18 protein-coding genes are annotated in these 20,374 nt (G+C 59.5%); 7 read left to right on the forward strand and 11 right to left on the reverse strand.

All coding sequences use genetic code 11. The features are described 5' to 3' along the window. Positions 1-3: 3 nt before the first annotated feature. Together ACFFNA_RS30230 and ACFFNA_RS30235 are read right to left on the reverse strand one after the other, a co-directional pair. The gene (locus tag ACFFNA_RS30230; RefSeq protein WP_378923506.1) at positions 4-1,065 is read right to left on the reverse strand and encodes an NAD-dependent epimerase/dehydratase family protein; all 1,062 of its coding nucleotides are present in this window, start codon (positions 1,063-1,065) and stop codon (positions 4-6) included. A gap of 139 nt (positions 1,066-1,204) precedes the next feature. Further along, a complete protein-coding gene (locus ACFFNA_RS30235) occupies positions 1,205-2,308 on the reverse strand; it encodes a glycosyltransferase family 8 protein (protein ID WP_378923507.1) in 1,104 nt (367 codons plus the stop codon). 209 nt (positions 2,309-2,517) lie between these two features. Between ACFFNA_RS30235 and ACFFNA_RS30240 the strand changes: the two genes are divergently transcribed. After that, entirely contained in the window at positions 2,518-3,081 is a 564-nt protein-coding gene (locus ACFFNA_RS30240; protein WP_275954972.1) for a glycosyltransferase family 2 protein, read from the forward strand. Here the strand turns inward: ACFFNA_RS30240 and ACFFNA_RS30245 are convergent. The 3 genes from ACFFNA_RS30245 to ACFFNA_RS30255 all read right to left on the reverse strand — a co-directional run bounded on the left by ACFFNA_RS30245 (position 3,047) and on the right by ACFFNA_RS30255 (position 7,213). After that, positions 3,047-4,402: a glycoside hydrolase family 140 protein gene (locus tag ACFFNA_RS30245; RefSeq protein ID WP_378923508.1), complete on the reverse strand. Its 1,356-nt coding sequence runs from the start codon at positions 4,400-4,402 to the stop codon at positions 3,047-3,049. The genes ACFFNA_RS30240 and ACFFNA_RS30245 overlap by 35 nt on opposite strands. A gap of 33 nt (positions 4,403-4,435) precedes the next feature. Next, positions 4,436-5,872, reverse strand: a complete 1,437-nt coding sequence (locus tag ACFFNA_RS30250) for a DUF4214 domain-containing protein (protein WP_111547183.1) — start codon at positions 5,870-5,872, stop codon at positions 4,436-4,438. A gap of 282 nt (positions 5,873-6,154) precedes the next feature. Beyond that, complete coding sequence (locus ACFFNA_RS30255; RefSeq protein ID WP_378923509.1) at positions 6,155-7,213, reverse strand: acyltransferase family protein; 1,059 nt, start codon at positions 7,211-7,213, stop codon at positions 6,155-6,157. Between the two features lie 285 nt (positions 7,214-7,498). Here ACFFNA_RS30255 and ACFFNA_RS30260 point away from each other — a divergent pair, with 285 nt between their 5' ends. Then, entirely contained in the window at positions 7,499-8,956 is a 1,458-nt protein-coding gene (locus ACFFNA_RS30260; protein WP_275954968.1) for an oligosaccharide flippase family protein, read from the forward strand. Between the two features lie 75 nt (positions 8,957-9,031). On the opposite strand, the gene ACFFNA_RS30265 is transcribed toward ACFFNA_RS30260, so the two are convergent. The 3 genes from ACFFNA_RS30265 to ACFFNA_RS30275 all read right to left on the reverse strand — a co-directional run bounded on the left by ACFFNA_RS30265 (position 9,032) and on the right by ACFFNA_RS30275 (position 12,268). Further along, complete coding sequence (locus ACFFNA_RS30265; protein WP_378923510.1) at positions 9,032-9,961, reverse strand: glycosyltransferase family 8 protein; 930 nt, start codon at positions 9,959-9,961, stop codon at positions 9,032-9,034. A gap of 83 nt (positions 9,962-10,044) precedes the next feature. Then, on the reverse strand, positions 10,045-11,022 hold the full coding sequence (locus tag ACFFNA_RS30270; RefSeq protein WP_378923511.1) for a glycosyltransferase family 2 protein: 978 nt from the start codon (positions 11,020-11,022) through the stop codon (positions 10,045-10,047). A 55-nt stretch (positions 11,023-11,077) separates the two neighbouring features. Further along, positions 11,078-12,268 carry a polysaccharide pyruvyl transferase family protein gene (locus ACFFNA_RS30275; protein WP_378923838.1) on the reverse strand — a complete coding sequence of 397 codons (1,191 nt, stop codon included), beginning with the start codon at positions 12,266-12,268 and terminating at the stop codon, positions 11,078-11,080. Between ACFFNA_RS30275 and ACFFNA_RS30280 the strand changes: the two genes are divergently transcribed. Continuing rightward, positions 12,152-12,511: a hypothetical protein gene (locus ACFFNA_RS30280; protein WP_378923851.1), complete on the forward strand. Its 360-nt coding sequence runs from the start codon at positions 12,152-12,154 to the stop codon at positions 12,509-12,511. The two genes, ACFFNA_RS30275 and ACFFNA_RS30280, sit on opposite strands and share 117 nt — an antisense overlap. 217 nt (positions 12,512-12,728) lie before the next feature. Here the strand turns inward: ACFFNA_RS30280 and ACFFNA_RS30285 are convergent, their stop codons facing one another. Beyond that, the gene (locus ACFFNA_RS30285; RefSeq protein ID WP_378923512.1) at positions 12,729-14,006 is read right to left on the reverse strand and encodes a glycosyltransferase family 4 protein; all 1,278 of its coding nucleotides are present in this window, start codon (positions 14,004-14,006) and stop codon (positions 12,729-12,731) included. Between the two features lie 196 nt (positions 14,007-14,202). Here ACFFNA_RS30285 and ACFFNA_RS30290 point away from each other — a divergent pair, with 196 nt between their 5' ends. Next, on the forward strand, positions 14,203-15,333 hold the full coding sequence (locus ACFFNA_RS30290) for a glycosyltransferase family 4 protein (protein WP_378923513.1): 1,131 nt from the start codon (positions 14,203-14,205) through the stop codon (positions 15,331-15,333). Here ACFFNA_RS30290 and ACFFNA_RS30295 read toward each other — a convergent pair. Continuing rightward, complete coding sequence (locus tag ACFFNA_RS30295; RefSeq protein WP_378923514.1) at positions 15,326-16,558, reverse strand: glycosyltransferase; 1,233 nt, start codon at positions 16,556-16,558, stop codon at positions 15,326-15,328. The two genes, ACFFNA_RS30290 and ACFFNA_RS30295, sit on opposite strands and share 8 nt — an antisense overlap. A 244-nt stretch (positions 16,559-16,802) precedes the next feature. On the opposite strand from ACFFNA_RS30295, the gene ACFFNA_RS30300 reads away from it, so the two are divergent. The 3 genes from ACFFNA_RS30300 to ACFFNA_RS30310 all read left to right on the forward strand — a co-directional run bounded on the left by ACFFNA_RS30300 (position 16,803) and on the right by ACFFNA_RS30310 (position 19,600). Continuing rightward, positions 16,803-17,675 (forward strand): glycosyltransferase family 2 protein, encoded by an 873-nt coding sequence (locus ACFFNA_RS30300; protein WP_378923515.1) that lies wholly within the window; start codon positions 16,803-16,805, stop codon positions 17,673-17,675. 14 nt (positions 17,676-17,689) lie between these two features. Next, positions 17,690-19,000: a polysaccharide biosynthesis/export family protein gene (locus tag ACFFNA_RS30305; protein WP_378923516.1), complete on the forward strand. Its 1,311-nt coding sequence runs from the start codon at positions 17,690-17,692 to the stop codon at positions 18,998-19,000. 369 nt (positions 19,001-19,369) lie between these two features. Next, a complete protein-coding gene (locus ACFFNA_RS30310) occupies positions 19,370-19,600 on the forward strand; it encodes a hypothetical protein (protein ID WP_378923517.1) in 231 nt (76 codons plus the stop codon). Between the two features lie 12 nt (positions 19,601-19,612). On the opposite strand, the gene ACFFNA_RS30315 is transcribed toward ACFFNA_RS30310, so the two are convergent. Then, positions 19,613-20,239: a sugar transferase gene (locus tag ACFFNA_RS30315; RefSeq protein WP_245445575.1), complete on the reverse strand. Its 627-nt coding sequence runs from the start codon at positions 20,237-20,239 to the stop codon at positions 19,613-19,615. Between the last annotated feature and the right edge of the window lie 135 nt (positions 20,240-20,374).

Raw genomic sequence — 20,374 nt, forward strand, 5'->3', positions numbered from 1 at the left:
CGGTTATCCCGCCGCTGCCTCCAGTGTTCTCGAGCCTTCGGCGACCCGCATCCGCTGGTCTAGAAGTCCGTTGGCCAAAAGATACCTGATGTGGCCGATGCGCTGGAAGCGTGGCCCCTCGAATTCCTCGAGAGTGACATTCGACTTGCCGTAGGCTTGGTAAAGCTGCTCGGCACCCCTGCGCGCATCCCATTGCGGCTTGAAGGCAGGAAGGGAGCGCGCGATCTTGTCGAAGCTGACGCGATAGGACCGCTTGTCGGGCCCGGCATCGGACGCGAATTCAAGCCGGCAGCCCGGCACGACCTCGGCGACAATCTCGGCGATGTCGCGGATCCTGTAGTTGTGATCCGTCCGTCCCACATTGAAGGCTTCGTTGTGGATGATCTCGCGCGGTGCTTCCAGTCCGGCGATGAACGCCCTGGAAATGTCCTCGATGTGGACGATCGGCCGCCACGGTGTCCCATCCGACTTCAGGAGGATCACGCCTTTTGTAACGGCCCAGGCAACCAGATTGTTCAGCACGATGTCGAAGCGGAGCCGGGGCGACAGGCCATAGGCCGTGGCGGGCCGGAAATAGGTGGGAGAGAAGCTGCTGTCGGCCAGTTCGGAAATGTCCCGCTCCGAAAGCACCTTGGACCAGCCGTAGGGCGTGACCGGGTTCAACTCGCCCGTTTCGTCGACCATCCCCTCGCCCGCCTGTCCGTAATTGCTGCACGACGAGGCGAAGAGGAAGCGCGACACGCCGGCCTCCTTGGCCGCCTTCGCGAAACGGACGCTGCCCCTGTGGTTAATCTCGTAGGTGATGTCCGGATCGAGATCGGACAGCGGGTCGTTGGAAAGGGCCGCCAGGTGGATGACGGCATCGAACCCTTCGAGGTCGCGCGCATGCACGTCCCTGACGTCCTTTTGGATGGACGGAACGGAAGCCCGCTCTCCGCCCGAGGCAAAGGTGCAGCGCCGGTAGAGATCGCTGTCGTAACCCGTCACCGAATGCCCTGCGCGCAGCAGCATCGGCACCATCACCGAGCCGATATAGCCTTGATGGCCGGTTACCATGACTTTCATCGCACACCTTTTCCCCAGCGGATATGATCGCGCAGAGGCTACTTGGGCTGAAAACAGTGAGGGAGAACGCCAATAGGCGATCAGGGTGCCCCGTTGGACGAAGCCTTGCCGCCCGCTACCGCTTTCGGGTGGTCCGCGCCTAATCCTTTCGGAGGACTTTCTTCAGAGAACCGTCGAGAGCAGGAATTCGTCCTGAGCCTCGGTGCGCGCGGCGCGCTTCACCCAGCAATGAATCGACCGTCCCGCCGTCGAATTCCAGGGTTCCCACGTCGGCAATTCGCTGCTGGGCCAGAGCGTGCTCGTACACCGCGATCTCCTTGCGCCGCCTCACCTTGTTGACGAGATAGGAGATGCCGTGGTCGTAAACCCATCCGGGGCCGGGGAGGCCTGTTTCTCTGCTGATCGCGCGCAGCAACGCGTGTTCCCTTGGATCGCACGTGCGGGCGCGCACGGGAAGGAATTTTCTAGGCCCGGTGTAGTGCCTAACCGTGGCCGTCCGCCAAGCGTGCGTGTGGAGGGCGCACTTCTGCACGTTGAGCGATATGGGCAGCAGAAGGGTGTCGGAATCGAAAGTCATGTTGAAGACGCATTGGTCGTGCGTCGGGCACGCACTCATGTACGGGCAGTGATCGAGGTGTTGTTCGAGGTTTTCTGAAAATCGCCTTTCGGCTTCCGTCTCCCGCCACTTGCGGGAGTTGATCAGCATCAGGCCGGAATTGAAGTAGCGGGGGGACAGGCCGTATACGTTGCACCGATCGAAAATCAGGGGGTCGTCGATGCCCGTGCCGATCGAAAGGTCGAGGCAGGCAGCGGCGATCTCATTGAACCCGGCAACCTGTTCGCAATGAACGTCGCCGAACGCGAGCATGTCTCCGTCCAGATAGAGCACATAGTCGTAGGCTTCAGATAGCTCCCCGATCGCACGCTCCTTGAGAAGGGCCGTTTCGGTGATGTGCCGATGCTTGCCCGGCCGTTCCCTGATCTCGAAGGCTGGTCGTGCAAAGGGGGCGTCTATCACGTGGATCGTGTGGTTGCGCGACGCCAGGAAATCCTTGAAACGGGCGGGCACGTCTTTGCGGTAGCCGACCTGGAAGAAGTGAAAATCCAGCGGGCGGCTGTGGCTGCGGGCAAAGGAGGCCAGGGAATAGAGGGTTATGTCATGATAGTTCGAATCGCAAAGGTAGGCGGCAGCAATCCTTGTCCGGGACGGCCCTGGCGAAGCAGCGTTCGCATGGATCAACATGGAGCTGGCTTCTTTTCATTGTCCGTCCATTGATCGTCCGTCCATTGATCGCATTTCGCCCGGGCAGGCAAAAGCTGGCAGAAGGAAGTAAGCGCGCGAGATCGGACGTAACTCGTTTGGGGGTTCGGTCATCCGAAAATGGCGGGTTCCGGCTACCCCTGATTCAAGGCACACCAAGATCGTCCCGTCGGGCACCGGTCACTACGCGAATGCCTAAGATCGACATAGCCATCCCCTGCTACAATCACGGGCGATTCCTCCGGCAATGCGTTGCCAATGTGCTCGGCCAGGGAGCGGAGATGCGCGTCCTCATCATCGACAACGCGTCAACGGACGGAAGCGAAGAGACCGCGCGCCGCATCGCAACTGAGGATAGCCGTGTCGAGTTGCTCCTGCGGGAACGGAACATGGGTTCCCACGCTTCATTCAATTCAGGGATCGATTGGGCGGAAAGCGAGTATTTCATGATCCTTTGTGCCGACGATCTCCTCGCTCCGGGCTGTCTTGGGCGGGCTCTGTCGGTGTTGGAAGCCAAAACCTGCGTGGCTCTTGCCTACGGGGGCCAGTTCATCTGGGAGGAACCGAGTCCGTGTCTGTCCCAGCGGCTGTTGGCGGCGCAATCCACACTAGCCTTGTCACTGGACAACAACTTGCAGAGACATTGTCGATGCCGCACAAGCCAATCGGAACCGGTTCGTTTGTCGTCAGAACGTCAGTCCAGAAGCAAGTCTGCGGCGTTCATTGGCTTTGCTCCACAGGGTCTTGAGGCGTGAGTTCCAGAATCCAGTCCGGGTATCCCCGGCTGTTGAGTTCTGGCGGCTTGAAAGCCGTGCGATCCGCCTTGAAAGGGGAACCTTCAACATCCGTTAATTCCCCGCTTGTGGGATCGCGCCAGCGGGCGTGGACGGACGTCGCCGAAAGCAGCGCGAGGTCGACGGTGACGCCCTCGTTGCCGGGCATGTAGACGACGGCGTAGAAGCCGTCCTTGGCCATCGCGGCGACCGCCCTCCCCATCTCCTTGCCTATGCCATCGACAAGCAATCTGTTCTTGCTGTCGGGCTCGAGCAGCCACCATTTTATCGACGATATGAAGGTTATAAGCACCTCCATGCTCTTTGCGCCGGGACTGTTGAGGGCCTCCTTCCACTGCATAGTCTGCCGCTGGACACCAGGTCCCCCGAAATGCCATATCGGGTTGTTGCCATAGAGATGCCCGAAAGCGCCCGAGAGGATCGCCTGGTACGCCTGAATGCGGACCCGGTACTCGTCGGCACCATGTTCGAATTCGTAGACGCTCTCGATCAGGAAGAAGGGCATGCCCCTGCCGATATCGTGCTCCCTGAGCGCGCTCGCATAGACGGGGCCGTGTGTGTAGACGTTGTTCACCTTCAGCCAGGGTTCGTGACCCCAGAATTCGAGCGGTGCCGTTTCGGGAGCGCCGTGGACGGTGCCAAGAGCATCGGGATCCTCTTCCAGAATACCCTTGGCGACGGCCCTAACCAGATCCTTATCCGCAGGATTGTAATCGCCGCCGTTGACCCACATGATGTTGTCGAAGCGCCGGTAGCGGCGTCCAACAAAACGACCATAGGCGTCGAGCCTTTCTGCTCCTGCTGCCGCCATTTCCTGATACCAACCTTCATCGCCACCGCCATATCCGAGATATGCCGGGGCGAGCAGCACAAGGAAACCAAGCTCGCAAGCCTTCTGCAGAATGCGGTCGGCATGGGCGAAGTATGCCTCGTTCGGAACGACGAAATCTCCGTTGTCGGCGAATGGTCTGTCGCCATATGCGTTTGCCGGCGCGTTTCGGGAGAACCGGTGCTCGAGAAGGTTGACCAGGACGGTGTTGAACCCGCGAGCCTTGCGGTCCTCCAGGTAGAAGTCTGCTTCCTCGTCCTTCAGGTCGGCGATCAATGACCAGGCCGAGTCGCCGTGCATGAAGAACGGATGGCCCTCGCTGTCGACAGGATAATTCTTTCCGGATTCGATCCGCAGCGGGAACTTTGTCCCGCCGTTGCGCTCGCAGGCCAGGGCTCCCGTCGACATGGCCGCCAAAAGGGCGCCGGCCATGAAAACAGACGCGAGGCTCACTGCCTTGACACTCCCTGTTGCCAGCGTTCCTGCTCAGCCGGGGGCCGGCACCGCGGAAACTTCGCGGGTGGCAGCGTGCCCAGATCTGAACTCCGATGAATCGACGATGCCGAAGGCCACGTCCTCGCGGGTCATGGTCCCCGCGCGCAGCTGCCGGGCATAGGTTTCAATCCCGTAATCGTCCGCGGGACGGTCAAGAAGCAGCAAATAAAGGAAACTGATATAGCTGCGGTCCGTCAGGCCGATCGTGGCATATCTGGTTTCGAAATCGTCGGTGCGCATCATTTCCATGATCATGCCGGCGAGTTTGCTGTCTCCGCTTTCAAGCGCCGCCGACCAATGATCGACGCTGGACGTGTCGCCCTCGTGGCCAAGCACGAGGCAGTAGGCGAAGCTTGCCTGCCGCACATATATGGACTTGTCTGCGGCGGTGGTCTCGGGGTCGCAGTCCCGATGCGGCTTGGGCAGCGGCTGCGGTCCGCGGGTGAAGTCACGCACCGTCTTGTAGGCAGGCTTCGGCTCGCCGATCCTCCATTTGCCATCAGATGCTGCGGCGAGCCTCACCAATCCCATATTGGCTTCGAAGCCGGGGGCCCAGTAGGTCTCGTCGATCAGTTCGTAGATGTGCGCAGCCTCGACCTTGTACTTCTGGGTGAGTTCGCGAAGTCGCGTCATTGTCTGCTTGATGCCGTCGGCCTGCTGCCGCTCGCTGCGTTGACTTCCATAAGGATTGTTGAATTCGGTGACCCAGATCGGCTTGCCGTAGCCCGCGATTTCGCGGAAAGCCCATTCCGGGTCGTCGCCGTACATGTGCCACACAGAGATGTCCCAGGCGATCCCGTCCCGCTTCATCCGCGCGAACGCTCCGGTGTGGCCCCATCCGGCGGTGCCGATCGCCTTCCTGATGCCCGGATCGACCTCGGTCATGCCGTCGGACAGGCCCTTGAGGACGGCGCTCACCTTCACCCAGCGCGGACCGTAGTAGTCGAGTGCTCCCGTTCCTCCTGCCGGCCCCCATCCACATGGATATTGCGAGCCGTCGTCGCGTTTCTCGCAGGGCTTGATGATGGCGTAGTTCTCCATCTCGTTGCCGAGTTCCCAAACGCGGATGTCGTTCTTGAACCTGGTGCCGAGGGTGACCGCCAGTTTCCGGGTCTTCTCGTAGAGCTCTTCCGGACTATCCTTGTCCAGATCGATGGCCGCAGGCGTGATGACGGGCAGGATCTCGATTCCTCGCGCCTTCCCGGCGTCGACGAGGTTGGCAAGCGTTTCTGCGTTGTCCTCGCTTGTAACGTTGACTCGGTACGATTTCAGGCCGAGATCCCTAATGAAATCGAGCTGCCTTTCGAGCGGGATGCCCGGATAGGCAGTTATTGGATGGCCGTTGACGCCCCAGAGCAGATCGGCGGCGGAAGTAGGCACGACTGTCGCCAGCAGGCAGGCCGCGATGGTTGCGAAACGAAAGGACATGGACGAGCCTCCCTGTCGGGTTTCAGATTCAGGCTGGATAGTCGGGACTGCGGCCGCTGGAAGCAATCTGCCCATACGGGTGAACGGAGTGCTCGCGCTACCCCTTTCGGCGGTCGCGCTACCACCATTGGGAAGCACACCTCTGGTCCTTGTCTACCCTGGCAGGCCCGGAGCACGCACCATTGTGCAGCCGAGGGACGAAAGCCGGACCAACCCCTTCGGGCCACTCCTCGGTTCTGCAAGTTCATGACGCTGGCGCGCCGGATCACCTCGGATAGGCTTCTAGCTTCTGGCCTCCAGTGGCCGCCGTCCCGACTGGCGTCTTGTGACCCTCCGAACGAGGTCGAGAGCTGGCCTTTCCACAAATACGTGTGTCAGCACACCAACAATAAGGCATAAGAATATAATTACAGGAGCGAAGACAGCTTGTGACATTCCTCCCACAAATGTCGACTTAATTACCCAGCCATATGCCATCATGACGAAGATGTGCGTTAAGTAGAGGGCATAAGATGCATCGCCGAGCAGGACAGTTGCGCGGCCGGCTATTGATTGCGGTCGCTTAACCTCGAGAAATGCAGCCACTATCAAAGTTGCTGGAAGACCCCATACGATGACCCGCGAACCGGGCAAAGCATCGGGATGGGGTAGGAAAATCGGGGACACGATTATTATAAGAAACCCGAGCGCGCCGAGAGCTAACGGGACTTTCCATTTCTTGCCAGCGGAAAAAAACAGTGCCAAAGCGATGCCGAAACAAAACTCCAGAACGAGGGGGCTAGAGAAGAAATCATAGTATGTCGAATTCTGAATTTCTCTTCCTAACACAATTCCACCGATCATCAGCAATATCACAGAGATCGACGTCGAAAACATTTTTCCAATATTAAGACATATCGAAAAAATTATGTAAAAATATAGTTCATAAGAGAGTGTCCATGCGACATAAACTAATTTATCTCCAGGTAGTATCAGCGCGGAGTTCAATATGGTATATAAATCTATATTTTTGTTCTTTAAGAAACCTACCGCAGAGATTGCAACAATGGCTGCACTGCAAATCCAGTACAATGGGAATATGCGCGTTGCCCGCTTGACAATGAAACGCTTCGGCGTGTCCGCGGCCTGACCGGGCGGAAAGCTCACGTACACCATAATAAACCCGCTAATTACAAAGAACAGATCTACTCCTGCGGCGCCAGATGCTGTTATCCAGTCGGGACTGAACCGCCCAGCTTCCGATCCATTCGACATCTCGAGGGTATGGCGAACTATGACGCCAAAGGCGGCGATAGCGCGAAGTATTTGAAGCCCACTTAGATCGCGATTTTGCCGGTTCATCCCATTCCACCATATGAGAAGAGGGGTGCCCACCCTAAGTGCCCCCTGCGGTAATACAATTCATCCCTCCGGTGGATGGGGTTGGGGCTCTTTGCGTCCTATTTTATCCAGTCCGATCAATCCTGAACTGGCCAGGAAGTGGTCAGATCACGCGGGTAGTCGCCTCCCTTGCTACCGCTTTAGTCGGTGGTCATTCCCTAGCCTATTGGACGTCCTGACCTTCAACCCGGTTTGTCGGACTATCCGTCGGCACGCAGGCGGCCGGGCCACCTGGAAAGGACACTCATGCTTTCGGTAAAACGCGCACTCTTGATGAGCGTGGGTGAACGCTACGTCCTGCTCGTGACGAATTTTGCCACTGCAGCCTTGGTCTCCCGTATATTGACGCCCCAGGAGATCGGGGTGTCAGTGATCGGCATGGCTATCATGGCGACTGCCCTGTCCCTAAGGGAGTTCTCCAGTTCGAGCTTCCTCATCCAGCGCGAGGAACTCAGTCGCGAGGATATACGCAGTGCCTTTACGGTGATGTTCATCCTCACCGGGGTCATCGCCGCCACTCTCGTCGTCGCTTCCCCTTTGCTGGCTTCGTTCTACAGCGAGCCGAACCTCGTTCCCTACTTCAGGGTCATCTCGGTGTGTCTCTTCCTTGACACCTCTTTCACCTTGATAAACGCTCTCCTGCGGAGGGAGATGTCCTTCGGCAAGATCGCGGCCATCGACATAACGGGAGCTGTGGCGAACTCTGCAGCAACAATTGCGCTGGCATTGGCGGGCTTCAGCTATATGAGCTTCGCCTGGGGCTGGTTGATCGGCAGTGGTCTTGCCGCGGGCCTCGCCCTCGCCCTATGCCCCCATTTCTGGATGTTCAGGCCGTCCCTGGCCAATTGGCGCGGAATGATCTCATTCGGTGGATACAACGGCGTTATCACCATGCTTTTCCGCATCTTTGACGCCCTGCCCCTGCTCCTGTTGGGCCGCGTCGTGTCGCCGAATGCGGCGGCCTTGTTCAGCAGGACGCTCTGGATCGGCCAGATACCCGACAAACTGGTCATCGGAGGTGCCGTGGCGGTCGTGCTGCCCGCCTTTTCAGCCGAGGTCAGGCAAGGCAGGGATTTGAAGCGTCCCTATCTAGCCGCCCTTTCCCTCATTACCGCGCTCCACTGGCCCGCGCTCCTCGTGCTGTCGGTTCTGGCGTACCCGATCGTGGACATCGTGCTCGGTCACCAGTGGACCGAAGCCGCACCCCTGGTGCAGGTCGTCGCAATCGCGCTGCTCTTCTCGTTCAGCTTTGAACTCAATTACCCCGTGATGGTTGCACTTGGAGCGATCCGCGACTTGTTCATCCGAGCGCTGATCGTCTTCCCGTTTTCCGGCATTCTGCTCTCCGTAGCCGTCGTCTTCGGTGGACTGCAGGCAGCCGCCTGGTGCATGCTGGTGACCGTTCCCTTCCAGGCATGTATTGCCCTGAGCTTCGTCCGGCGCAGGCTGGGGCTGAAACGCAGGGACATCGCCGCAGCGCTATGGAAAAGTGCTGTCGTCGCCTTCGCGAGCGCGGCTCCTCCCCTCGCAGCCATCGGGATCTCCAGTTCCGGCTTCGGCCTCTCCAACATGGAAGCCGCTGCAGCGGCATTGTCGGCGTTCGGGGGGTGGTCGGCCGGATTGATCATCACCCGGCATCCCCTGCTTGATGAGATCATCAAGATTTTCCCGGCACTCCGGCGGGCACGGGTTTCGGTAGGTTGATATCGAAACTTGTCCGAGATCCCGCACCACCAACTCGCGGTAAATCAACGAGAGGACATGCTCAGACGGAGGACCTCAAACCACAAGAAAACCGTCCAATAGTCTCGAAATTTTGGTCCGATCCGCTCTCCTGCGCAATCTGTTGACCCTGTAGGGCAACCCCAGATACGCAGGAGGAATATTCAGCCCGAGCTCCCCGCAGTTGCACGATATGCGGCCGAGTACAGACCGTTCCTTGCTGTCGATGCGATGTGCCACCGCCGGCAGGAACTTCTCCGGCCCCGTATAGTGGCGGATCAATGCCCGATCCCAATAGGCTGTCTGGAATGCGGACTTCTGCACGTTGAATTCCAAAGGAAGCGTCTCCCATGCCCCATTGGCGGCGATGTTGAGGGCGCATTGGTCGATATGGATGCATGACCCGTCCCAATAGGGACAAAAGTCCGCATGTTCCTTGACGGCGGAATCGTACCGTTCGGGAATTCCCGCCCCAATCCATCGAGAGACATTGATGGCCATCAGACCGGAGTTGAAGTAGCGCCGTTCGAGGCCGTGTTTGTCGCAGTTTTCGAAGAATGCGGGATTGTCGAAACCTGTGGATATGGAGAGGTCGGGCACGGCGGCGAGAGGTTGTGTCTTCGGGGCAGCAGCTGCCAGATCAAGAGGCGACATGGCAAGCGTATCATTGTCGAGGTAACAGACGACATCGTGTTCGCCCGAAACCACGGCGATCGCCTCGGCTTTTTCATATGCCGTCGAGGTTATATGGCCGTGCCCGGATCGGCCTCGGTAGACCGTCGACAGGGTGTGGGTCGCCAGCCGATGGCCCTTTGCCTGGAGGACCCTGAGCACCGCCGGCGGGGGCGCCGAGCGGAATCCGGATTGAACGATATGGATGTCTATTTCCCGCGAATGGCTCAATCCCAACGCCACGGCGCTGGCATAAGTCAGGTCATCGCGCCTGCCGTCAGTCAGATAAACGACACCGATGCGCCTTTCGGTCATGGGCTATCCTTTGCGCGGATGAAAGACGGCATCCGATCCGAGACAACGGATCCACATCGGCGGCCACATGCCAGACGTCGTTGTCAATGCTGGCCCCAGGCCTCCGCCAGGCGTGAGCGGATGTGGCTTAGCGGGTTGGGAACATGGGCCAGGTAGTCAATCGGCGGAATGTAGGCCAGGCTGGGCGAGAGTTCAGCCGCAAACCTGAGGAGATCAAAGCCGGCGGCCCGCTGGCCGCGGGCGATGTGTGACAGGCCGGACCAGTACGCACGCTTTCCAAGGTTTCGATACACATTCCGCCGCAGTTGTTCCACCCCGGGTACGCCTGCTGCATCGTTCGAAAAGAAACTGTCGAAGGCGATCTTCTTTTCGACCATGTCGCGCTTGGGATCTTGCCAGAATACCGCAGATATATTCGCGCCGTGTTCCCGCCTTATTCCATGGATCGCGTTGGTCACCGCCACTCTGCGATCCAGCGAGAGCCGTAAAAACATTTCCACGTCTTCGTTGTAGGATATCTCCGACCGGAAATGGCCGACCCGTTTGAGGTCGGAGGTTCTGATCAGCGACGCGCCGAACCCAAAAATAACCCTACTCGGGAGCGACCGCGCCAAAGCGTACGATTCCATGGATAGAAATCGCCAATCCCCTACGTCCGAATTTTCCACTATTGGAAAGGGCCGGTCCTCGTGCCATGCCAGTTCGGCTCCGCATGCGAAAGAAACATCGGGTACCCGTTCAAGAACCGACAGGGCGCGGTGAAAACAGCCATCGACGAGCAAATCGTCGGCGCAAAGAATCACAACGTACTTGGAACTGGCCCAGTCTAGACCCTCATTCCACGAAGCGTGCAGCCCGAGATTTTTTTCACGCGCCACAAGCGTTATGCGCTTGTCCTGCCTTGCCAGTTTTTTTGCAACATCGACGCTATCGTCTGTTGAAGCATTATCTATGATCAAAATCCTGATATCTTCTACCTGCTGCCGAACGATGCTTTCGACGGCCTGAGGCAAGTAACGCCCGTAGCAGTAGTTTGGAATCAGAATGTCGACCATCGGCATTGATCAGCCCTCCAAATTTGTTGAGAGTGGAAGAATTTCTGTTTGTCTGTCGACCCTAACTTCGGGTGTTGCCTTCACGGATCTTTTCGTCGTCTATGTCAGCCTCCCCAGATTTCATTTTACGAGAGCGGCCAAGACACCGCACGTCGAAAACTTGCGTTCGGAAGAGATCTTCTTGGTTCATAAGTTGTCGCCTGTACTGCAGAACGCTTTCGCGAACTTGCTGCGCTCGCGCTTCCCGCTCTGCAAGGAGCGAGTCGAGCCGCGACTCAAGCCATTCGACGCTGAACGTTTCGACGTTGGCGCAAAAGGCCGATAGGCCCATGTCTGCGGCAAGCACGTCATGCTTTTCGAGGTATCCAAGAGATATGACAGGCAGACCCACCCGCAGGGCGCAAACAACATTGTGAAATCGGGTTGCGATGACGACGTCAGTGGTCTGCATTTGGGCCATGACGTCGTGGAGCGATGCAGACCGACTATAGATGACCCGGGCCAAGTCAGCCTCAGAAACCATGCCGCGGAGCCGCTCGATGATATCGACGACCGCGGCCTCGTCATTGTCCTGGCCCAGGATCAGTCGAACGGCGAAGCCTCGCATCACAATGCGTGCAACAAACTCCGCGAGCTTGGAAATGTACGCGTTATAAATTGCTTCACTTCCACCCGTGCGGCCACGGTAGTTCATGACGCCCACGCCAACGACGGTGGTCTCCGAAATCTCACGCTCGACTGTTGGAATTGGAAGACCAAAAGCAAGGTCGGGGAAAATCCGGTCGCTGGCAACATTGACTCCGAGGGATCGGATGAAATCGCGCGAAATTCCGTCACGATACGAACGGTATGAGGCGCAACGGGCAGCCCAGGCGAAGAACAGACGAGAGAGGGGGTGGTAAGCAGGCCCAGCCCCGACGCTCGCAAATGCGACGACGCAGCCGCGCAACCTCGCCATCGCCAACCATTTGAGAAAGCCGTAAGGCATTCCCAATGGTGTGTCGCTGAAATCATCGAACGCGCCGGTTCCGGGCACTACGACAGCATGAAAACCACGAAGTTTGAGGAAGGCCCGAATTAGTCCCCATATCCTGTATGGGACACGACCGAGCATGCGGTTCGCCCGGTCAAGCCAATGCGACTGGATGCCCGGCCGCGTCAATTTGATGGTCTTCAAGCCGAAGACCCTCTCGACGGTCTCGGGACGTGTGCAAATCACGGCAAGCTCGGCCTCTGGGCAGATGCGCCTCAGAGTGTCGATCATTGCCTCAAGCGAACCGTCATTGCCGAAGTTACCGACGCCGAACTGCCCTATCAGGCCAATCCGAAGTCGCCTTGTGCTTCGCGCCACACGCGCAAGGTCGGAGCCCTTGGTCCGTCGTTGCTCTTGGACATGACGTTCAAGCAAGGTTTCAACTTGCGCATTTTGGGATTGCATAGCGAACCGTTCGCTCTCGATTTCAGTGAACAGAAATCCACACCCATTCTCGGATGAGGTGCCAACACACCCGTCATTGAATGAATGCTAATGACCAGTATAGAACCCAGTACTCGTTTCCTCGCTTCACCTTATGGGCAGGACAACACACCTTTTTGGCTGAGGCAGCGCTTTGGGAGGCCTCCCTAAGTCAGGTTTGTCGAAGCTTCCAGCGACGGCTTCGAAGAGCAAGGTCGGTCCCTTCATAGGGTTCCTGCCGCAGACCGGTTGCCGCTCAACTGTCGAACTCCCCGAAATCGGCGTCGACCTGAATCATGAGTTCGAGGTATTTCCACGCTATCCACCGCCAGGAATAGCTGCTCGCCCTCGCGTGCCCCTTAGCAACCAACCGCTGCCGCAAGTCTGGGGCGAGCATCAGCAGGCGGATGGCTTCGGCCCACGACTGGACGTCGTCGGGGTCGGCATAGAGGGCCGAATCCCCACAGATTTCGGGAAGACACGGCGATGTCGAGGCCACGACCGGGCAGCCCGAAGCCATCGCCTCGACAGCGGGCAGCCCAAAGCCTTCGATCCGTGACGGGAACAGGAAGCACAGGGCGCCTTCGAGCGCCTTCTTGAAGTCGTCATCGCCTATGCGGCCAGGGAGGACGATGTTTCCGGGCATTTCCGGGACGTACCTCAGGACCGTGGTCTCGTCGACATCGCCTGGCATCCAGAGGTCGAGACCCATCGCGTCGAGGAGTGGGGCCAGCTTGGCGAGAAGCCCCATGTTCTTGTATTCCTGGTCCCGCCTCCCAAGGCAAAGCACATACTGCCGGCCCCGGTCGACGGCCAGAGACGATCTCGCTGCATCCCATCTCTTCGCATGGTCGCTGCCGTTGTAGGTGACGACGATGTTTTCCTCCGGCGCGATCCCGAACTCGACCAGATGGCTGCGCGAGAGTTGCGAGACCGTGGTGATGCGGGCGGCCCGCCTGCCAAGTGCCGGCAGGATCAGGCGGTGCGCCCACCGGAACCCCCGCGCGTAGCTCGACGGCATGAGCCTGGTGTGCATGTCGTGGATGCACGCGATCTGGCGCCTAAGCACGACCGGAGCGAGATTGCAGAAGCTCAGCAATCCTCCCGGCACATGCCAGGGCAACTGCGCCTGCACCCAGAATTGGGGAAGTCGCGGCCTGTTGAATTCGGGAACGACACGGACAGAGATGGCATTGAGGCGCAAAGGTTCGGAAAGCGGGCGCGGCACCACGAGATCGATCTCCAGGTCGCGACCGAGGGGATGCCCTTCCGAAATGAGGGCGTCGAGAGCCAAGGTGACCTCGCGGGCGTAACGGGCTACTCCGGTCGGCCGAAGCGTCGTGAAGTCTCCATTTATCGTCCAGCGTCGTCTCGGCGCTTCCCGGTCCACGCACACCCGAGCGGAATGCCCGATCAGGAATTCGGCGCCGGCGGCAGCAGATCTGGCCAGGGGTGTGTCGGCGCGGTGTCCATTCACCTGTCTGGCCTGCCTTGGTGGTGGCGACTCTGTCGTGTCGAACTCGAGTTTGCCCATGTCCACCCTTCCCCGGTCCTTTCGGCACCCTGGGCCAGACTAGCATTCCCGGGAGCACTAAGGCCCTCAAACGTTTGAGGTAGGCACGCTGTCCGACCTCGCCTATCCGGATGATTCCCGCTTAGCCGGATGACCCGATGGCCATGGTGACCTGGCGCCTTCGCGGCTCCACACTAAAGGTTTCAAGGGGGACGGCATGGCGCGACGTTGGACGATCAATGGGCGTTTTCTTTCCCAGCCGACAACAGGCGTCCAGCGTTATGCGCGCGAGGTCGTGCATTCTCTCGACGCCTTGATCGCCGAACAGGAGCCCCTCGCCCGCGGCCTCGAGCTTACACTGCACTGTCCGTCCGGGTCCGGGGACATCCCCCTGGCTTTCATCGAACGTCGCGAGATCGGCCGCACGAGCGGGCATGTCTGGGAGCAGGCACAGCTCCCCTCATCGCTCGATGGCAGCGGACTGCTCAGCCTCTGCAACACCGGGCCACTGCTTTCCCACAAGCATATCGTCTGCATCCATGATGCAAACGTCTGGAATGCCCCGCAGAGCTATTCCCTTGCCTTTAGGCTTCTTTACAGGAATCTGTTGCCCGGCCTCGGCAAGACGGCGTGCGGTATCTCCACCGTTTCCAATTACTCCTTGGATGAACTGGTTCGCCGCGGCGTCATCCCGGCAGAACGGGCTTTCGTAGCGCCGAATGGCCATGAGCATGCGTTGCGGTGGAAGCCTGAACACTCAGCGCAGACACGGCTGGCGGCCTCGCGGGAAACCGTTGTTCTGATCGGCAGTGCCGCACCCCACAAGAATGTGGATCTCCTCCTGAACATGGCTGACCGTCTTGGCGAAGCCGGACTCAGAATCGCGATCGTCGGCATGTCGGATTCACGCGTCTTTAGGTCAGGATCAGCCAGGACCGAAGCTCGAAACATCCACTGGCTCGGCCGCATTTCCGATGGCGAATTGGCGGCCCTGCTCAGGGACTCGCTATGCCTGGCTTTCCCCTCGCTCACCGAGGGCTTCGGTCTTCCAGCCCTCGAGGCGATGGCCGTCGGCTGCCCTGTGGTGGTTTCCGACCGCGCCAGCCTGCCTGAGGTCTGCGGCAGCGCAGCCCTGTTTGCACCTCCCCACGACCAGGACGCATGGGTCGACAGTTTCGTGCAGCTTCGCGGTTCTCAGGCCTTGCGACTGCAGATGATAGGCAAGGGAAGGGCGAGAGCCTCGGCATACAGCTGGAGGGCGACGGCCTTGCGTTATCTCGAGGCGATGGCGGCCGCAGACGGCGTCGATACGGAAACGAAGGTCGTCAGGGCTCGCGAATTCACATGATCTCGTGAAGTGCCTGCACGGCCCCGAGGGATTCCAGGATCGCGCGGTCGAAGTTCTCTTCGGAAAAACGTCCTGCATTCTTGGCGCAAGCGCGGGGCGCGATGGCGTAGCTGTTCTCTTCGAACCGTTCGACTGCCTCCTTGAGGTGATCGACCGTCTGAGCCTTGAACAGTACCCCTGTCGGCTCGGGGGATGATCCCAGGCGCTGTACGATGTCGACGGCCCCGCCGCGGCCGAAGGCGACCAGCGGCGTGCCGCAGGCCTGCGCCTCGGCCAGCGCTATGCCGAAATCCTCGCAGCCCGCGAAGACCATCGCCTTCGCCCGCGCCAGGGTGTCCACATAGTCTTTCCGGGGCAGGTAACCCGAGAAGGTGACGTTCGGACCGGCAAGCGCCCGCAAGCTGGCTGATTGCTGGCCTTCGCCAACGATGACCAGGCGCCGCGACGGCATCTCGTTGAAGGCCCGGATGACAAGGTCGGTGCGCTTGTAAGGGGCGAGGAAGGACGCCGAAACGTAGTAATCGTCCTTGTCCTCGACACAGGGCAGTTCTGCCAGTGAAACCGGCGGGAAAACGACGCGCGCGTCGCGCCCGTAAATGTGCTGGATTCGGGAGCGGACATAATTCGAATTCGCCAGCATCAGGTCCGGACCGTGCGCCGTTCTCGTGTCCCACGTCCTCAGGCGATGGAGCATGTACCGATAGAGCATTCCCTTGGGGCCGAAGCCAAGCCGTCCTTGCTGAAGATAGGAAAACTGCTCGTCCCAGGCGTAGCGGACGGGGCTGTGCACATAGCAGAGATGCGGCTGGTCCGGCCTGGTGATCACGCCACGCGAAAATGCGGCCGAAGACGAGATCACCGCATCGTAGCCTGTCACATCGAACTGTTCGATCAGGAAGGGGCAAAAGAAGAACAGGGATCGATAGAATTTCTGGACCATCGGGATCCGGTTGGCCGCGGACGTATGGAATTCCACGTCGTGGAAATATTGCTCCTTCACCTCGAGCGGCAGGAAATCGAAAAGCGTGAAGACTTCAGCATTGGGGAACTGCTTGCAGATTTGCGCCAGAACCCTTTCCCCTCCCCGGAAATTCGGGCACCAGTCATGAACGATCGCTATCTTCGCGTACCTGTCGACGCCAGGCCCCGGCGCGGCCGGCAACTCCTCGATGGGCATATCGACCTTGGCCGCGATGGCCAAATCGGAAGAGCGTTCGTGGAGCATGGTTCCCCCTAGCCTCATCAGGCCGTCAGTCTCCATTCCATGTCATTGCTCCGGCAAGTTGTCCGATCGGTTACAGACTGCTGCGGGCGCATGCCTGTCTAATACTTATGGCTGTGGTCGTTCACCGGGGATACTCCGAAAGCCTGTGTCCGGCGGTAGGCCAAGCTCCTCCCGTCTCCTTTTATGCAGGCTGTTTCGGTCCACTCGCCGGTCTAGGTTCGGCGGAACCGAAACTGGATCGAGCATGAGACTCATAGTGATCATCCCGACCCTTGGCCGCAGCGGACAGGTCGCGCGCCTGCTCGGGTATTTGGGCGGCCAGACGAGGCTTCCCGACGAGGTCATATTGTCGGCGCCCGACGCCACGCATGTCGAACTGCCGGAAAGCTGTCCTTTCCCGGTGTCACTCGTTTTCGGACCGAAGGGACTGGCTGCCCAGCGGAACAGGGCTCTCGTACCTTCCCTGGGGCGCTTCGACATCATCACATTCTTCGACGACGATTTCGTTCCGTGCGCCGCATACCTGGAGCAGGTCGAGAAAGCTTTCGTGGAAAATGTCGGATGGGCGGTGGTGATGGGCAAGGTCGTCAGGGACGGGGCCACGAATGCCGGCCTCACTTGGGAAAATGCCGAAGCCGCCTTGCGGGAAAACGAGGGCAAAAAACATGATGGACCGTCGGTGGTCGACCATGTCGGAGCATACGGATGCAACATGTCCTTCCGTTCCTCGCTTGTGGGCGATTTGCGCTTCGACGAGCGCCTCGTCCTGTACGGCTGGCAGGAAGACATCGACTTCACCAGCCAAATGAGATCCAAAGGTCGGGTGGTCTGCGTGACCGCAATCACGGGCGTCCATCTCGGTATCAAGACAGGGCGGGTCAGCGGAGAGCGGTTCGGCTACTCCCAGGTTGCGAATGCGATCTACCTGATCAAGAAGGGCTCCGTTCCGGCCTCCTTCGCGCTTCCCCTGATGTTCAGGAATATTGCGGCCAACCTCGCAAAGAGCCTGCGACCCGAGCCGTATATCGATCGGAGGGGCAGGCTCAGGGGCAACATGCTGGCGATCCGGCACATCGCCATGGGACGAATCGAACCCGAATACATCCTGAAAATCTGACGGCGGGAAAGACAATGCGGAAATGGCTTGTGACGGTGGCGGCGGCTTCATTGGCAGCGGCAGCGGCCTGCCCCTTGCCGACGGTGGCTGCCGAGTACCTCCTCGGACCTCAGGACAAGGTCAGGCTCAAGGTTTACGAATGGCGCGCATCACGCGACGTGATCTTCGAATGGACGGCGCTCAACGACAGTTTCATTGTCGGTGCCGACGGCACGCTCTTCCTTCCATTTGTCGGCCAGATACGCGCGCAGGGCACCGCCCCCGGTGACCTCGCCCGCGCGATCGGCGACCGCCTGATGCAGCACATGGGCCTTGGCCGCCAGCCGGATGTCGCCGTCGAGATTGTCCAGTACAGGCCGTTCTACATAGTCGGCCACGTCACGCAGCCCGGCGAATTTCCCTACAGGCCCGGACTGACGGTGCTGCAGGCGCTGGGAATCGCCGGCGGCCTGCGGACGCGCGAGGAAGACATGTCGAGGCTTGAGCGTGAAGTCATCGCGGGCCAGGGCGACGTGGGTTTGTTGGCGCTGAGCAACGTCAGTCTGCTCGCGCGCAAAGCGCGGCTGGAATCCGAACTGGCTGGCAGCGACGACATCGCTTTCCCTGCGGAACTGAAAGACAGGGCTTCGAACGAGACGATTGCGGTGGCGATGGAGCAGGAACGCAAGATCTTCGCCGTCCGCAAGGACGCGATGATGACGCAACTCCGTGCCCTCCACGAACTCAGGGATTTCCTGGAAAAGGAACTGGCCTCGCTTGAAGAACAGCTGACCTTCCACGACAAACAGATCGAACTCATCCAGAAGGAACTCGCGGGTGTTTCGGCCCTTGTCTCGAAGGGGCTGGCGGTTGCACCGCGGGAACTCTCTCTGGAGGGAACTGTCGCACAGATGCAGAGCGAAAAGTTGGCTGCCGAGACCTCGCTCCTGCGAGTCAGGCAGGAGATAAGCAAGACCGATATCGAGATCCTCAACCTCGGCAACAGCCAAGCCAGCGAAGTCGCCGCGGCCTTGCGCGAGACGCAGCTGCAGCTCAATGAAGTAACCAGCAAGGCCGACACCGCGGTGCAGTTGCTGCACGAAACCGAGGTCACGGCCCCTGCTCTGCTCGCCCTTAGAGAGCGCTCCGAAAGGGCCAAGCCGATCTTTAAGATCGTGAGGACGACGGACAGCGGCTCGGAAGAACTCACGGCTGAGGAAACGACGCCGATCGAGCCAGGCGATACCGTGAAGATCGAGATCCCCCCGCCGCAGTCCGGCTTGGCTGCCCTACCTGCAGGCGGCAGCGTGCAGGCAGAGACGAATCCGGTTCAGGGCACCAACTGATCAAGCTTGCATGGTTCAGCGAGGGCGGCAGCTCGCTGCACCCCTTCGCTTGTCGATCGATCACCTTAGAGAATCACCATAGAGAATCACCAGAGAATCACCGCGTTTCGCCGGCTCTTGAATTGCAAGCGCTTGGTTGGCATGGGCTTCGGAAGCCAAATCGCGGCTGCTGGAAGCCGCAGGGAAGGACGAAGAACACCGCAAGCGCAGGGCTAGCTTAGCTCGACCCCTAAGCGGACCAACTAAGCAATGACCCTAGCACTTGCCATGCACTTTGAGGCCGCATATCAGTGAGCACACGCTGACGAAACCTTCCCTGCCGCAGTGAGGCAATCAGTCCTGCGGGTATCACTGGAGATGTCGGTGCTCATGAGTGTAATCGCTGTATCGGCGGCAGGCGTTTTGATGGGATTGCGGTTCAAGGCTCCCGCCCTGATCGCGGCGACTGCGCTGCTTGTGATCGGAAGCTTTGCCTGGAATGGCCTTGGGTTGCCCGGCCATGTGACCGTCACCAAATTCCTGATCCTGGCATTCGTATTGGCTTGCGCCTACATGATCGGCCTGTCCCTGTCCGTCCACTGGAAGCGGGAGGAAGGGTGACCGGTCGGGACTTCAGGAAGCCCTGTCGAAGCGCATCACTGCGAAAACCGTCCTGAACAAGATCACGATGTCGAGCCAGACCGACCAGTTCCGCACATACTGGCTGTCCAGCGCCACGCGGTTGGCGTAGTCCATGCTGCTTCTTCCGCTCACCTGCCAGAGACCAGTGAGTCCCGGCCTTGTCCGAAGGTATTCCCCCAGGTGGTCGCCGTAGCGTTTGAGTTCGTCCTTTACGATGGGCCTTGGGCCTACGCAGCTCATGTCGCCGCGGATGATGTTGAAGAGCTGGGGGAGTTCGTCGAGGCTCGACTTGCGGAGCATCCACCCCAGGAGCGTGACGCGGGGGTCGTTCCTGATCTTGTGGGTCTCCTCCCACTCCTTGCAGACATGAGGGTTGGCATCGAGATATGCTTTCAGAACTTCTTCCGAATTGGCAACCATCGAGCGGAACTTGTAGCAATCGAACGGCTTTCCGCCGAACCCGATACGGCTGTGCGAGAACACTGCCGGGCCTCCTGCCGTCATCCTGATCAGCAGGGCAATGACGATCATCACTGGCGCAGCCATGACAAGCGCCGTGGCCGCTATGACCAGATCCATGATCCGCTTCAGGAGACCTCCGATAGGAGGGATCGTCATTCCCGCCCTGATGGCGGGCGACAGGTCTGTCAACACTGCCCCGGCACTGTTGTGGTCGGGCGCAGGAACAACATGCAGGACTGCCGTTCGGTTGTCAGCCGCCACTGGTAATGATGGCTGAACCCAGATCGGGGT

It is taken from the genome of Mesorhizobium kowhaii, from assembly GCF_042431665.1.
In the GTDB taxonomy this organism is placed as follows: domain Bacteria; phylum Pseudomonadota; class Alphaproteobacteria; order Rhizobiales; family Rhizobiaceae; genus Mesorhizobium; species Mesorhizobium kowhaii.

Coding starts and splice junctions, on each gene's coding strand:
- ACFFNA_RS30305 (WP_378923516.1), top strand. CDS start 17,690: ATGCGGAAATGGCTTGTGACGGTGGCGGCGGCTTCATTGGCAGCGGCA.
- ACFFNA_RS30230 (WP_378923506.1), bottom strand. CDS start 1,065: ATGAAAGTCATGGTAACCGGCCATCAAGGCTATATCGGCTCGGTGATG.
- ACFFNA_RS30250 (WP_111547183.1), bottom strand. CDS start 5,872: ATGTCCTTTCGTTTCGCAACCATCGCGGCCTGCCTGCTGGCGACAGTC.
- ACFFNA_RS30270 (WP_378923511.1), bottom strand. CDS start 11,022: ATGCCGATGGTCGACATTCTGATTCCAAACTACTGCTACGGGCGTTAC.
- ACFFNA_RS30260 (WP_275954968.1), top strand. CDS start 7,499: ATGCTTTCGGTAAAACGCGCACTCTTGATGAGCGTGGGTGAACGCTAC.
- ACFFNA_RS30280 (WP_378923851.1), top strand. CDS start 12,152: ATGCGACTGGATGCCCGGCCGCGTCAATTTGATGGTCTTCAAGCCGAA.
- ACFFNA_RS30285 (WP_378923512.1), bottom strand. CDS start 14,006: ATGGGCAAACTCGAGTTCGACACGACAGAGTCGCCACCACCAAGGCAG.
- ACFFNA_RS30300 (WP_378923515.1), top strand. CDS start 16,803: ATGAGACTCATAGTGATCATCCCGACCCTTGGCCGCAGCGGACAGGTC.
- ACFFNA_RS30315 (WP_245445575.1), bottom strand. CDS start 20,239: ATGACGATCCCTCCTATCGGAGGTCTCCTGAAGCGGATCATGGATCTG.
- ACFFNA_RS30310 (WP_378923517.1), top strand. CDS start 19,370: ATGAGTGTAATCGCTGTATCGGCGGCAGGCGTTTTGATGGGATTGCGG.
- ACFFNA_RS30265 (WP_378923510.1), bottom strand. CDS start 9,961: ATGACCGAAAGGCGCATCGGTGTCGTTTATCTGACTGACGGCAGGCGC.
- ACFFNA_RS30255 (WP_378923509.1), bottom strand. CDS start 7,213: ATGAACCGGCAAAATCGCGATCTAAGTGGGCTTCAAATACTTCGCGCT.
- ACFFNA_RS30290 (WP_378923513.1), top strand. CDS start 14,203: ATGGCGCGACGTTGGACGATCAATGGGCGTTTTCTTTCCCAGCCGACA.
- ACFFNA_RS30295 (WP_378923514.1), bottom strand. CDS start 16,558: ATGCTCCACGAACGCTCTTCCGATTTGGCCATCGCGGCCAAGGTCGAT.
- ACFFNA_RS30240 (WP_275954972.1), top strand. CDS start 2,518: ATGCCTAAGATCGACATAGCCATCCCCTGCTACAATCACGGGCGATTC.
- ACFFNA_RS30235 (WP_378923507.1), bottom strand. CDS start 2,308: ATGTTGATCCATGCGAACGCTGCTTCGCCAGGGCCGTCCCGGACAAGG.